This is a genomic window from Micromonospora sp. HB375 (assembly GCF_017872985.1).
Lineage (GTDB): Bacteria > Actinomycetota > Actinomycetes > Mycobacteriales > Micromonosporaceae > Micromonospora > Micromonospora chalcea.
In genome coordinates this window covers 1,746,984-1,759,519 of sequence record NZ_JAGGJO010000001.1, presented here as the reverse complement: position 1 = coordinate 1,759,519, position 12,536 = coordinate 1,746,984, and the positions used below count along the sequence as shown (strand labels likewise).

The following is a 12,536-nucleotide window of genomic DNA, read 5'->3' as shown; positions in this document are numbered from 1 at the left end:
TCCCCTCTACATCACCGCACGACAAACGCTCGCATCACCGCCCCTACGACGACGTGATACGCGCTCATCCCCGTTCGCGATCAAGGAGGAACCTTGAGCATCACCGCAGACAAACCCGTCACGACCGTCGCACAGGACCCGCGCACGCTCGTGTCGACCGAGGTGTTCGACAAGCTGACCCGCTACTTCGCCGCCCGGCAGGAGGTGAGCCACACCTACGCCGAGCGTGCCGTCGGGCAATTCCTGGTCTTCCTGAAGGCCCACGCCGACCAGGCCGGCAAGCCCGACTTCGGGATGCTCCTGCCAACCGGCGAGTCCTACCGGGTCGTGCCCACCCGACCGGTCGACGCCGTCTGGCACGCCCTCCTGCAGATCAGCGAGCCCTACACCGCCGCCTGCCACCAGATCGCCGGCCACTACGTGCACCACCGCCCGATACTGACCGAAGCCATGCGAGACGGCACCGCCATCACCTACACCCTCGCGGCGTTGCACGACACCGGCTACCAGATCGACATGGAATTCTGGGGCGGTGAGGCCGAGTCCTGCTGTCCGCCGAACCCGCCGCAACCCGGCCGGTAACAGGAGAACCTGATGCGCAGCGACTGGACGACCCTACCCCGCAGCGTGATCACCAGAATCACCGAACAGGTCGGTGGAGCGTTCGAGGCAACCCCGGCACCCGACGGCAACCACGCACAGATCGCCTCGACCGTCACCGGCCCGTCCGGACCGGTCTTCGTCAAAGCGGCCTTCGGCGAACGGGGCGTCCGGTCGCTGCGCTACGAGCTGGCCGTCACCCAGGCCGTCGACCGGTACCCGCCGGCGCTGCGGTGGCACTTCGAGGCCGATGGCTGGCTGGTGGTGGGCACCGAGCATCTCGCCGGCCCCCACCCCGACCTGTCCCCCGACAGCCCGGATCTCGACCTGCTCACCGCCGCCCTGAAAGACCTTCACCAGACGCCGGCGCCGGGCGATCGGTGGTTCACCCCGGCCGACCGGCTCGGGTTCACGCACCCCGCGATGGACGGCGGGACACTCGTGCACTCCGACCTCAACCCGACCAACCTGATCGTCACCCCGCACGGCCTGCGCATCGTCGACTGGGCCTGGGCCACCAAAGCAGCTGCCTGGGTCGAACTCGCACTACTCGTCCAATGGCTGATCGGCAGCGGCCACACCGCCGACCAAGCCGAAGACTGGCTCGGGCAATTCCCGGCCTGGACCGCCACAAGCGCTGACGTGCTCAACCATTTCGCCTCGGCCAACGCCGCGAAGTGGGCGGCCAAGGCCCGACACAACACCGAGCGCTGGGTACAGGACCTCGCCCGATGGACCGGCGAGTGGGCAATCCACCGGGCCCACGGGGGCGTAGCTCAAGGCCGTGAGCCACGGCCGAGGGCCCGGCAGTCTTGACAACCGGCAGGCTGTACAAGTCACCCCACGCCACAGGATCTCGGCCCGACAAAGTCAGGAATGAACTCGCGCGCTGAGCGCCCGAACCGCAGGGAGCCAACGATGGCCGATCCGCTCGACACCGAGCTCACGAAGACGGCTCGCGCTCGACTGGTCGACACGTTGCTCGCCGACGGTGCGATCACCTCGCCGGCCGTGGAAGCGGCATTCAGACGGGTCCCGCGCCACCTGTTCACGCCCTCGGGAGTCAGTGTCGAGGCCGCGTACGCCGACGACGTGGTGGTCACCCGCCGCGGCCCGGACGGCAAGGCGACCAGTTCGATCTCCGCGCCGTGGCTTCAAGCCGCCATGCTGCACGCCGCCCACCTTCAGCCCGGCGCACGGGTGCTGGAGGTCGGATCCGGCGGCTACAACGCCGCTCATCGCCGAGGTAGTCGGCCCGCACGGCACGGTCACCAGCATCGACATCGACCCCGCCGTCATCGCCTACGCCCGCACCGCCCTCGACACCGCCGGCTATCCGCATGTTGCGGCGGTGCACGCCGACGCGGACGAAGGCTGGGGGGCGGCCGCCCCGTACGACGCCATCATTGTCACCGTCGAGACCAGCGACATCCCACCCGCCTGGACCGACCAGCTCGCCGCCGACGGCGTCCTCGTCACGCCGCTGCGGATGCGTGGCCACACCCGCTGCCTCACCCTCGTCCGCGACGGCGAGCACCTGGTTGCCACCGATGCCTTCGTCTGCGGCTTCGTCCCGATGCAGGGCGCCGGCGCCAACCCCGTCACATCACACCACCTACGCGGCGACGACGTCACCGTATTCGTCGACGACCCTGTCACCGAGGCCCTGGATCTCCGCGCGCTGCCCGCCGCCCTCGACGGACCGCGGCACGACGCCTGGTCACCGGTCACCACCTCACCGGCGACCCCGTTCGACACCCTGCAGCTGTGGCTGGCCAGCCAACCCCACCCTCACGGTCTGCTCGCCGTCGACCGGCAGCGCGCCGCCGACCTGGCACCGCAGAACTGGGTGGCCTGCCCGGCCCTGCTCACCGCCGACAGCATCGCCTACCTCGCCACCCGCCAACTCGACGACACCACCTGGCAGTTCGGCGCCCACGGCTACGGGCCCCACGCCGCCGCACTCACCGGCCGCATGCTCGACCTCATCGGCGCCTGGGACCGCCACCACCGACACCAACCCGGCCCGCACATCGCCGTCTACCCCACCGGCACCGCATCCAGCCCTACCAACCACCTGCAGCTCCTGATCCCCCGCCCACACACCACCATCGCGATCACCTGGACCAGCAACGGCCAGCCCGCATAACCAGCAACAGCCCCTCCACGCCCGCGCGAAGAACCGTCGCAAAAAGAAGCGGCAGAACGGCCTGTGACGGCACCCGCGCCCAAGTTCCATCCCCGGCTCACGCCGCAGCCCACCCTTATGAAAGCGGTCAAAGGGATCTGCGGACCGCGGCGACTCCGCATGCCAGCATGAACGCGAGCGCGATCATCGCGATCCGCAGCCAGGGCACTCCCGTGCCGGGCCGGACACCGATCGATGCCGCCAGTCCCAACTGAGCCAGCAACAGCACACACACGGCGACGCTCAGCGCCCGATACGTGTTCCCGAACTCGAACCAGAGCACCCAGGTGCCGGCGATGGCGGGGACGACCATCAGCAGGCTCAGACCGATCAGCGGGACGGCCAGCCTCCGCCGCATAAGGGCATCCACCGCCGCTACCTCCGTCTACCGCCGTCGCCGTCGCCGGCACACACACTGCCACCCTGCGGTCAGCAGGAGCTCCACGCGCGGCGGATCCTCGGCCTCCGCGGCAGACTGCCGCAGGAAGCCGAGCACCCTCCCCCATGGGCTCTCGCGTTTCCCGTACGGTGTCCCCTGCGCCGTAACGAGCAAATCACCGTATGCGTTGGCCATCTCGCGGGGGCTGAGACTGATGTTCGGAGACAGAGCCAACGTTCGGCTGTCCTTGGCGAACCTCGACTTCCTCGGCGACGACGACGCACTGCGCACGAACGCCGCGCAAGCTGTCGACGAGTTCGCTTCCCGGTCCGCGCCGAGGCTTCACTCCGGTCAGGACCGCACAGCGTCCGTCAGCCTGCTCCTCACCAGAGCCGGACAGGTGGAGGACGTGACGATCAGCCGCGACTGGCGACGCCAGGCCGGTGTGACCCGTATCGGGGATGCCGTCTACGAGGCGTACACCGGTGCGCTGGGGAGCCTCCTCGAAACCATCGCAGTCGAGGAGTTGCAGCGAGACCAGCCCGCCCTGGCTCGACCAGCACAGCCGCCGGCTACCAGCACGGAGCCCGAACTCGACCAAGCCCTCTGGCTGCAGCGCACGTGGGGCGCCCTGCACCACATCGACGCCGACCTCGCCCGGCTGTCCCACGCACCGGAGCAGCCCGAGCAACGGACGATCTCCAGTCCGCACGGATGCCTGACGCTTCACCTGCGCGGCGCGGGCATCACGGCGATCACCTCAGACACGGCGCGCGTCGCCGGCATGGACACCGAACAACTACGGTTCGAGGCTCGATCACTCTTCCGGACCTACGAGCTCGCCCGTCCCGGAGAGACGGAGGCGCGACGATGAAGGACCTGGAAGTCATCACCGACGCGCTGCGCGACGAGGGCAAGAAGTGGCTGGCGATGTCCGACAGCATCGCGGAGGTCAAGACAGCCGCCGAACAGCTGCATCTTGAGCCGTCCGCGTTCTTCATCGGCGACGCGAGCGTGGTCCTGCACGCCGGCTCCTACCGGGACTTCCACACGTTCATGGTGCGGATCCTGAGCGGTGCCGTCACGGAGTTCGATCAGATCGGCGAGGCGCTGCGGCGCATCGCTGACGAGTACGACCGGGCCGACGAGGTCGTCTCCCTGGACCTCGACAAGATCTACCGCGCATGATTATGGAAGGCAGTGCAGGTGCAGCCCGCAAGCAGAGACCTTGAGTACGGCGAGCCGTTCAACAAGGCGTTCGACCAGATCCGCTCCGGCATCGACCGAGCCGTCGGCTCCTTCAACGACATCGTGGAACGCGTCAACGAGCACAGGTGGCTTCTCGGACCCGCCGGACTGTGGTGGATCAAGCAGAACCTCGACGCCACACGCCGGGCCATGACCACGGTGCTCGACCAGGTTGACCACGCGCTGGAACGCCAGGTGCCGGTGCTGTCGCTGATCAACGTCAGCTTCCGGTGGGTCAACGACGTCAAGACTCCCGTCTCCGAGTTGTCGTTCACCGCCACCGAGCCGCGCAGCGACAACATCGCCAAGTGGAGCGGTGACGCGGCGATCGCCTACAACGCCAAGGCCACCAAGCAGAAAGCCGCGATCGACGAGTCGGTGCTGAAGGCCGAGTTCATCAGCCAGTGGCTGTTCAAGATCGCCCGCTCGAACGTCGATTACGCCGTCGAGCTGGCCAAGATCGTCACCGGACTCGCCGGCAAGTTGGCGCAGGCTGCCACCGAGGCCAGCACCGTCATCGACATCCCCTGGGCCATCTCCACCCTCGCCAAATCGGTCGGTGACCTCGTCACCGCCGGCCTCAACACCCTGCTCACCGTCGGGCAGCGCTTCATGGACGCCCTCGGCAACATCCGGGACATCGCCACCCAGGTCGGTGACTACTCGAAGCTACCCGGAAGCCAGTGGCCGCAAGCCGTTCGGGACTGACCCAGCACGAGGCGCCCCTCTCCAGGGGCCACAGCGTGCGCTACCCGGCAAGCGTGGGCGTTCACGCCAAAAGGCAGTGGTCTCGGGGGGACGAGCCAAGGCCGCTCAGGCCGTCGGCACCGCCGCTTGCGTGGCCCGCAGAATCGTCAACGACTTCTCCGCCAGCGCCGAGTTCGCAACGTAAGACTCGCCGCCGACGGCGAGCCACACCTTCACCACCAGGTTGCCGGTACGCGCGTGCACCATGTACTCGGCGTACTTGAACCCCGGGGTCGACCGCTTGGTGAAAGCCTCCGCCTCCTCCCCCACCCCTGGCACACCTCCGGCGGGCGTCATCCCCGTAGCCCGCCGCGTCCCGCGATACAGCTGCCGCGCCTCGTCGGCCGTTGCAAGCGTCGACGCCTCGACCCGAAGATTCGCCTGGTAGCCAGCCTTCGTTCGCATCTCGAACAGGCAGGCGGCACCGGGCCGAGCCAGCGGAGGCCGCGGATCTTCGCGCGTCACCTCGGGCGCCAGGTCCGCCACGACCTTCACATCCGTCCTCGCGCACAGGTCCAGCCCATCCGCGGTGTACGCCGGTTCGGCAGGTGCTGTCGGGCTGGCCGTGACGCCGGTAGCCGAGGCAGATGGCGGGGTAGGCGCCGCGATTGGACCATCATCGGCGTTGTCACAGCCAGCCACCGCCACGGCGAGCAGGACGGCAGCGGCGACGGCCGGGAGGCGGACCGAGGTAGGCACGACCCGAACATACCCGCTGTCACCGAACGCGACTGTCCGTGCAAGCGACGACTAGGGTTCACGTATGGCCGCCCGTGAGACACCGGAGCAGATCGCCCGCACGAGAACGGTCACCGCCGACGCGGTCCTCGGCGGCAGTGTCGACCTGCGCGTCTACCCGTACCGGCTTCTCACCGTCCTGTCGCATCGCGGCGTGGGCGGTGACCAGGTCACGCAGGCCGTCGCCGCCGCAGAGGTGCTGGAACGATTCGGCTGGGAACTGATCACAATCTCCGAGTTCGCGAGCAGCAGGATGGTCTACGCGATCATGCGCCGACGGTGACGCCAGACCCTCCATGACTACCGCGGAACGCCGTCGCGAGAGCGACTACTGGGCGATGGCCCACAGAATGACAATTCTGCGCGGGCATGGCGAGCGGCAGAAACGCACCTTTTGTGACCACTTCACGTTCTGGCCGCGTACCCTTACGTAACCACCAGTTCCCGGTCAGCTGCGCCTTTCGCCGTCCGGCACCTCAACGTTCGAGAAGAACCGCGACACCTGCGCGGTCGACTGCACCGGCTCTCGCGGCGGCAAGTAGCCTCCCACCTTCGCGGCCCACGCATCTCCAGCAGGTGTGCGTTGCGGATTGTGGTCAATCTTCGCCGGCCAGCCGGCGTTCGCCGCCACCTCCTCCGCCTTGCGGTACATGCCTATGGCGATGCCCCTACCCCTCCAGTCCTCCGCTGTCCAAACTGCTCTGATCTCGCCAACCGCGATCTGCTCGCCCGAGGCGTCGCTCCGCCCGCCCGGCTTGTCTATGGTCCAGATCAGGTGTCCGACGGCGCTGAGCGTGGAAGCGTGCAGCGCGATCACGGTGGCAATGTTCGAACGATGCACCACGGCGTAGCGGAGCAAGGTGCTTCCCCGGCTCCCGCTGGTCGTGCTGGACTTCCCACTCAGCTCGACGACGGGCGTTGCATCGTCTTCAGCCATCAGTCCGCTTCCCTGAGTCGTCGTCGCGACGGCTTCTCGTCCTTCTCCGGCTCTGCGAGCTTGTCGACCCGCAGGCCGGCGTCACGGCCCCGCATCCTCATCTTCGTGTCGTAGGTGATCAGCCTGATCGGTCGGCCTGCGAGGGCCTGGATGTCGACGGCGCGGGCGACGATCTCGTCATCGTTGTTCGGCAGCCGGGCGTGCCCAGGTGGGTCGAGCACAACCTCGACGGTGACCTTTCCCCGAGGATGCCCCGCGTTCGACAAGTGCGCGGGACGTATCCTGCCGGCACCCTGCGCGATCTTGTCGATGTACGAAACGGCGTATGCAGCGCGGTACCCTCTGTCTCCGCCGGCCCGCTTGCCCTTGTCGAGTTCGTCGATCACGACCAGGGGTACGAGGACGTGGATGTCGGCGTTGCCGAGGTGCAGCTCGCCCGCAAGGTCCATGTCCTCCAGCTTCTGCGGGTGGTGCATGTAGATGTTGGTGTCGAGCACGACGAGTTCGGCGTCCCGCTGCTGCTGGAACCGTTGGATCTGACTCTGCAGGTCGCTGAGCGCGGCGTCGAACGCCTCGCCCCGCTCGTCCAACTGCATTGCGACCAGGCCGCCGAGCACCCGTTCGCTGGCGGAAGAATTGCGGGTCGGGTCGGGCCGGTGGGCGGCGCGCGCGGCGATGGCCGCTAGCACGACTTCGTAATCCTGGGTCGGAAGAAGGTACTCCAGTTCGGCGGGCCGAATCTGCCTGCGGAGGAGCCGACGGGCTTCGTGGACCCATTCCAGGTAGCGGCAGGCCCGCTCGGTTGCCCCGTCTGGGCCGGAGGACTGCACCTTGCTGGTGAGGGAGTTGCGGACGTTCACCAGGGTGGATCTGAGTGCTTCGGCCTTGACGCCGGGGATGGGGGTGATCAGCACGCGGCGATCCTCCCCCAATGGCCAGTTCAACACCAGCAGAACGTCGCATTCGTTGTTGCGGATCTTCGCCGCATGCTCGTGTTGAAGGCACCCACTTCGCACGCAAGATGCTCGACCACGAACATGCGGCCCAGTTCCGTCAGCCACCACCCGTTTGCGAGCGCTGCGGCAGTACCACCACGATCGCGTTGCACCGCCAAAGAAGGCTGGCGCTGGCGCTACTACGCCCGGACCGCCAGCCCTGCCACCGCACATGCTGTTACCTGTGGCTGGAGCACAAAGCCGAGCGAGCCGATACACGACGACATGGCGACCAGCCGGAGCTCGCGCTGACGTCGGAATGGCTGCGGCTACGGCTACGGCGCGAACACCGGGATGACATTCATGGGCATGCCGGGTGGGTGGGTACAGACCGGCGCATGCAGGGCTGCCAACTCGCGCATCCGGTCAGTACGCTTTCCGCCGTGGCTCTCACCTCCCTGTTACAGCTGGTCGATGGTCCTGCAGGTTCGCCGGTCGAGTATGTGATAGGCGGTAAGTCGCTGGCCGGCGACGACCGTGAGACGGTGGCTCAGACTCTGGCCGACGATGCGATGCGGGTTGCCTGTGGGAGGGCACCGGCTCTCGGTTGGTGGCGTGCCCGCCGTGATGGCGGTCCGTACAACTCCCCTACTCGGCAGAGCACAGTGCGTAGCTTCGCGAGCATCGCGTTTGGCTCGCCAGAGAGTCCACCTGACCAGCATCACCTACAAGGTCACGTCGCTGAGCTACTGTGGCACCGGATCTTGCAGGAGCGGTCGGTGTGCCGAGACGGCCGTCAGCTAGTTCGGGCTCATCCGGTGAAGGCTGACCCGCTCGAGCCCGGTGGTGACGGCCTGGTCATCTACGAGAACTGCGCCAGCGTTCTCGTCTTCCGGCTGTGGGAGATCAAGAAGCACGAGTCTCAAGCACTCGTATCAGCCACCATCAACCGAGCGAGCAAGCAGCTACGCGATCGCGGTCCAGAGTATCTGGCCAAGCTCACCGGACCGGAAACCCTCGCCGCGGATGGCCCACTCGGTGACCTGTACGCCGACCTGGTCGAGTTGTGGATTGATCGCAGCTACCGCGCGGGGGTGGGGGTGTCGGTAGGCACATCGGACCATCACGCGCCGCAGCTGCCGTCGGCGTTCAAGTCGATCAGGACGGCGTTTCCCGAATTCTCTGAATCGAGCCAGACGGAGAGCATCGTCGTGGCGATCCCGGACTTCCCGGGGTTCGCCGAGCGGGTGAAGGACATCGTGTGGAGCGGTCTCTAGATCTGACGCTGCTGCGGGGCGCCCTGGACGGCCGGACCGGGTTGCCGACCGCTGAGGAGCTTCAGCAGCTGATGGCCGACGTCGAAGCCGAGTTGTTGCAGCGTCGCCCCGAGATCGCCCAGGAGTTGCTGGATGCCGGTTGGTATCTGCACGGCGTGGCGTCAGTCAATCGAGCCCGTGAACGGTACGCGCTCGCCCGGCAGCACCAGGCGTTTATGGTCAGCGCGCACATCTTCGATCTGGCCCTGCACCAGGATGGATGGTCGCCCGCCGATCGGCTTTCGCTTGGGTTCGCCGCCGCGATCGGCTACCGCCGCGGTGGCCGTGACCCGAATGCCACTGCAATCATGAACCGGCTACGCGCCTACATCGATTTCACGTCACCGGTCGTCGATCACATCGGCACGCTCTCGCTCGAGGCCGGTCTAGCGTTTCTGGGGTTCGAGACCCGGACCCTGTTCCGCTGGTTCGGGGTATGGCGTCGCGGGCTCAATGCCTTGGCTCGCGACGCGGAGCTGACCGACCTGACGACCACCGCATTCGGGCCGACCCATATGGTTGTCCTCGGTGCCGAGGACCTGCTCGCCTACTTCGCACGGGGGCGTTCCGATCGTCTGGAGAGTGGTCTTCTTCGGCTTAGGACCGCGGCTGTCGGTGCGGCCGGCCCTGAGGATCTGCACTCGCGGTGGGTGGCAAACCACCTTCTCGAACTGTCCGCTGAGGCCGAGGCCGGATCGCTATGGAACCCGCGGGTGCTGCCTCCGCAGGTGTCGACGCTGGTCCGGCAGGCGTTCACCGTGGGAAGCCCACCGGTGCTGACACTGTGGGAGCCTCAGAGGGAACTACTCACGGGCCTACAATCACCGTTCGATCCGAACGTGCGGCGGATGGTGCTGGCAGTTCCAACCAGCGGCGGCAAGACACTGATAGCTCAGCTGCTGGCCGTGGAACATTTGGCGCGGACCGACCGCAGCATCTGCTACGTGGCACCGACCCGCAGTCTGGGCCGAGAGGTTCGGCGGGCGATGTCGAGTCGGGTACGGATACTGCAGAAAGAGACCGGTAGCGAGCAGCCTGACTACCCCTCCACTTGGTCGCTCTTTGACGACCCCGGCGGGGACGAGCCGGCCGATGTAGAGGTCATGACTCCGGAGCGACTTGCGCATCAGCTGCGTCACGACGCGCAGGCAGTACTCGACCGGTTCGGAATGTTCGTCTTCGACGAGGCGCAACTGCTGAAGGAGTCCGGGCGGGGCTTCATTCTCGAGCAGGTCATCGCGCTGTTGGACTATCTAAGCTCGGACGGCGACCACAAGATTGTCCTCATCTCCGCGGCAATGGGTAACTCGGGTGAGATCGCGCAGTGGCTTGAACCTGGCGGCTCGTGTCTACTCCGCGAGTCGCAGTGGCGCGGACCGCGGCGGTTGCACGCCGTTTTCACCACCGCAGCAGACTGGGCTAGTACCCGCGTGGAAAGCGTCCGTGCCCCAAAGTGGCGGTATCGACACACCACTAAGCTGAACGGTCTGATTCGTCTGCGAATGGCGGACAACCGGACCATTCATGTGTGGAAGCGCGACACCAGCTGGCTGCTCGTGCGCAAATCCGAGGAGAGCGGCCCGTCCGGCGCGGTCCGGGACCCCGACCGGTCGACAAAACAATACGTGATCGCGAGTGAAATGATCACAGGGCTGGGACACGCCGGTTCGGTACTGGTTGTAGCCAGCACACGGGCTCAGGCACAGCAGGTGGCCCAAGGCCTCGCGGCTAGCTGCGACGAGCAGCCAACTCTGGCCCCGTTGGTCGACTTCGTACGCCAACAACTCGGCGACGATCACCCACTCGTCGCCACGCTGCGCCACGGCGTCGGCTTCCACCATGCTGGCCTTCCGGTCGAGATCCTCGAAGCACTCGAGGCTGCGGTCCGCGATGACACGCTGCCGTACCTCACTTGCACCTCGACGCTGACCGACGGCGTCAACCTCCCGGTGAGGACCGTCGTCATCTACGACCATGCGTACGCCAACCAGCCACCAGAGAGCAGACTGCGAGGCGCGCGCTTGGTCAACGCCATGGGCCGCGCCGGGCGCGCCGGCAAGGAAACTGAAGGCTGGATCGTGTTGGTGCGAGGCGCCCCCCCGACCCCACAAGACTTCACGGACCTCAACCCGGATGCCGACGATTTGGCCGTAACCTCATCACTAATCACCGATGCCGCGCTGGAGTCGTTCGCAGAACTCGAGACTCAGCTGCGCGAGGACGAGGACGCCGTCTTCACGGCATTCGGCCCCGCCGGCGATTTCATCAGCTTCGTCTGGCTTGTACTAGCGATCGAAGAAGATCGACGCACCGACCCCGCCAGCATCAACATGCAGGCGATCGTCAACACGACACTGGCTGCTCAACAGTCACCGCAGGTAGCCGCGATCTGTGACCACATCGCCGCAGCAACACAGCGTCGGTATTTGGCAAGCAATCCCGCAGCGCGGCGCCGCTGGGCGCGAACCGGAACATCAATCGGATCCGCCCGAGCCATCGACCAGCTCGCCCAGCGGATCACCACGTCGATCTTGACGCTCACGCTTGGGGGCGAGCTGCCGAATCTACGGGAGCCGGAAGCAACAATTCGCTGGCTGCCAGACATGTTCAAGACCTTGCTTACTCTCCGGGAAGCGCCGCGGCAGGGATTCCGGGAGACCTCTCGAACCGGCCACATCGACGTCAGCGTGATGGACCTGCTCATCGACTGGATCGCCGGGCAGACATTCCCCCAGTTGGCTGACACCCACCTGGCTGCCGCACCGGAACCTGCATGGCGGGTTGAGCAGATGGTCGGCGCAGTAACCGAGCAGTTCGAGCATTACCTGTCATGGACCGTCGGCGCCGTGGTCGAGCTGGTCAACAACGGTCTGCTCGACGCGGAAATCGATGAGCGGCTCTGCCCAGAGCTGCCTGGGTACATCCGCTACGGGGTCAACTCCCCGCACGGCCTACGGTTGATGATCGCAGGGATTCGCTCCCGCAGGCTGGCCCACGCGATCGTCGCCGATCTACCGATCGGCGTCGAAGCGACGCACGAGGATCTCCGATCCTGGCTCGCCGGTATGGGCATCGCGGAGTGGCGTGACCGCTACGACGCGTCCGCGTCGGAGGTTCTCGACCTGCTGGACTTCACCAGGCTACGCAGTCGGAGCTTACTCAAGACGCTCCTGGAAACCGGCGCTGTCAGCGTTGATGTACGCGACGCGGCGTGGCTATCCATCGATGGTCGCCGGATGTCGCTTGAGCCCGTCCGGGAAGAACCAGCACCGGCACCGATCGCGATCTACGCCGGTGACGACATTCTGGCGGTTATCGCTTCGCAGGATCACGCGGACATCCAGGCGATCCTCGACACTGGCCTCGACATCACCCTTGAGTTGAACGACGAGGTCTTCCCATCGTCCCTGCGCATCAGCCTGCCGCTCGGCGAGACCGGCTCCTGATC

12 protein-coding genes and 1 pseudogene are annotated in these 12,536 nt (G+C 66.5%); 9 read left to right on the top strand and 4 right to left on the bottom strand.

The window, feature by feature from the left end; translation table 11 throughout:
* Window positions 1-93 precede the first annotated feature (93 nt).
* The 3 genes and pseudogenes from J3R08_RS08425 (at window position 94) to fxlM (ending at window position 2,749) form a co-directional block, all read left to right on the top strand.
* On the top strand, window positions 94-582 hold the full coding sequence (locus J3R08_RS08425) for a hypothetical protein (RefSeq protein ID WP_209960601.1): 489 nt from the start codon (window positions 94-96) through the stop codon (window positions 580-582).
* 12 nt (window positions 583-594) lie between these two features.
* On the top strand, window positions 595-1,416 hold the full coding sequence (locus tag J3R08_RS08420) for an aminoglycoside phosphotransferase (protein WP_209960599.1): 822 nt from the start codon (window positions 595-597) through the stop codon (window positions 1,414-1,416).
* 60 nt (window positions 1,417-1,476) lie between these two features.
* Window positions 1,477-2,749 (top strand): annotated as a pseudogene (gene fxlM, locus J3R08_RS08415) (methyltransferase, FxLD system).
* A gap of 127 nt (window positions 2,750-2,876) precedes the next feature.
* Here the strand turns inward: fxlM and J3R08_RS08410 are convergent.
* Window positions 2,877-3,158 (bottom strand): hypothetical protein, encoded by a 282-nt coding sequence (locus tag J3R08_RS08410; RefSeq protein ID WP_194802620.1) that lies wholly within the window; start codon window positions 3,156-3,158, stop codon window positions 2,877-2,879.
* Between the two features lie 256 nt (window positions 3,159-3,414).
* Between J3R08_RS08410 and J3R08_RS08405 the strand changes: the two genes are divergently transcribed.
* Genes J3R08_RS08405 through J3R08_RS08395 form a run of 3 tightly spaced genes read left to right on the top strand, consistent with a single transcriptional unit; the run spans window position 3,415 to window position 5,123 of the window.
* Window positions 3,415-4,041, top strand: a complete 627-nt coding sequence (locus J3R08_RS08405; RefSeq protein ID WP_245254687.1) for a hypothetical protein — start codon at window positions 3,415-3,417, stop codon at window positions 4,039-4,041.
* Window positions 4,038-4,355 (top strand): hypothetical protein, encoded by a 318-nt coding sequence (locus J3R08_RS08400; RefSeq protein ID WP_194802618.1) that lies wholly within the window; start codon window positions 4,038-4,040, stop codon window positions 4,353-4,355. The genes J3R08_RS08405 and J3R08_RS08400 overlap by 4 nt, the downstream gene beginning before the upstream one ends.
* Before the next feature lie 18 nt (window positions 4,356-4,373).
* The gene (locus J3R08_RS08395; RefSeq protein WP_228532744.1) at window positions 4,374-5,123 is read left to right on the top strand and encodes a hypothetical protein; all 750 of its coding nucleotides are present in this window, start codon (window positions 4,374-4,376) and stop codon (window positions 5,121-5,123) included.
* 105 nt (window positions 5,124-5,228) lie between these two features.
* Here the strand turns inward: J3R08_RS08395 and J3R08_RS08390 are convergent, their stop codons facing one another.
* On the bottom strand, window positions 5,229-5,861 hold the full coding sequence (locus J3R08_RS08390; RefSeq protein ID WP_280841721.1) for a hypothetical protein: 633 nt from the start codon (window positions 5,859-5,861) through the stop codon (window positions 5,229-5,231).
* Between the two features lie 64 nt (window positions 5,862-5,925).
* Between J3R08_RS08390 and J3R08_RS08385 the strand changes: the two genes are divergently transcribed.
* Window positions 5,926-6,183, top strand: a complete 258-nt coding sequence (locus J3R08_RS08385) for a transcriptional regulator (RefSeq protein ID WP_194802616.1) — start codon at window positions 5,926-5,928, stop codon at window positions 6,181-6,183.
* Window positions 6,184-6,348: 165 nt separating this feature from the next.
* Here J3R08_RS08385 and J3R08_RS08380 read toward each other — a convergent pair whose 3' ends face one another.
* Together J3R08_RS08380 and J3R08_RS08375 are read right to left on the bottom strand one after the other, a co-directional pair.
* A complete protein-coding gene (locus J3R08_RS08380; protein WP_209960597.1) occupies window positions 6,349-6,837 on the bottom strand; it encodes a GNAT family N-acetyltransferase in 489 nt (162 codons plus the stop codon).
* Window positions 6,837-7,751: a PIN domain-containing protein gene (locus J3R08_RS08375; RefSeq protein ID WP_209960595.1), complete on the bottom strand. Its 915-nt coding sequence runs from the start codon at window positions 7,749-7,751 to the stop codon at window positions 6,837-6,839. Before J3R08_RS08375 ends, J3R08_RS08380 begins: the two co-directional genes overlap by 1 nt.
* A 17-nt stretch (window positions 7,752-7,768) precedes the next feature.
* On the opposite strand from J3R08_RS08375, the gene J3R08_RS08370 reads away from it, so the two are divergent.
* Window positions 7,769-9,049 carry a hypothetical protein gene (locus tag J3R08_RS08370; protein ID WP_209960594.1) on the top strand — a complete coding sequence of 427 codons (1,281 nt, stop codon included), beginning with the start codon at window positions 7,769-7,771 and terminating at the stop codon, window positions 9,047-9,049.
* Entirely contained in the window at window positions 9,034-12,534 is a 3,501-nt protein-coding gene (locus tag J3R08_RS08365; protein ID WP_209960592.1) for a DEAD/DEAH box helicase, read from the top strand. Before J3R08_RS08370 ends, J3R08_RS08365 begins: the two co-directional genes overlap by 16 nt.
* The last annotated feature ends 2 nt before the right edge of the window (window positions 12,535-12,536 follow it).

Excerpts from the sequence above, each read along its gene's own strand:
- J3R08_RS08420 (WP_209960599.1), top strand. The coding sequence starts at position 595 with ATGCGCAGCGACTGGACGACCCTACCCCGCAGCGTGATCACCAGAATC.
- J3R08_RS08400 (WP_194802618.1), top strand. The coding sequence starts at position 4,038 with ATGAAGGACCTGGAAGTCATCACCGACGCGCTGCGCGACGAGGGCAAG.
- J3R08_RS08385 (WP_194802616.1), top strand. The coding sequence starts at position 5,926 with ATGGCCGCCCGTGAGACACCGGAGCAGATCGCCCGCACGAGAACGGTC.
- J3R08_RS08380 (WP_209960597.1), bottom strand. The coding sequence starts at position 6,837 with ATGGCTGAAGACGATGCAACGCCCGTCGTCGAGCTGAGTGGGAAGTCC.
- J3R08_RS08370 (WP_209960594.1), top strand. The coding sequence starts at position 7,769 with ATGGCCAGTTCAACACCAGCAGAACGTCGCATTCGTTGTTGCGGATCT.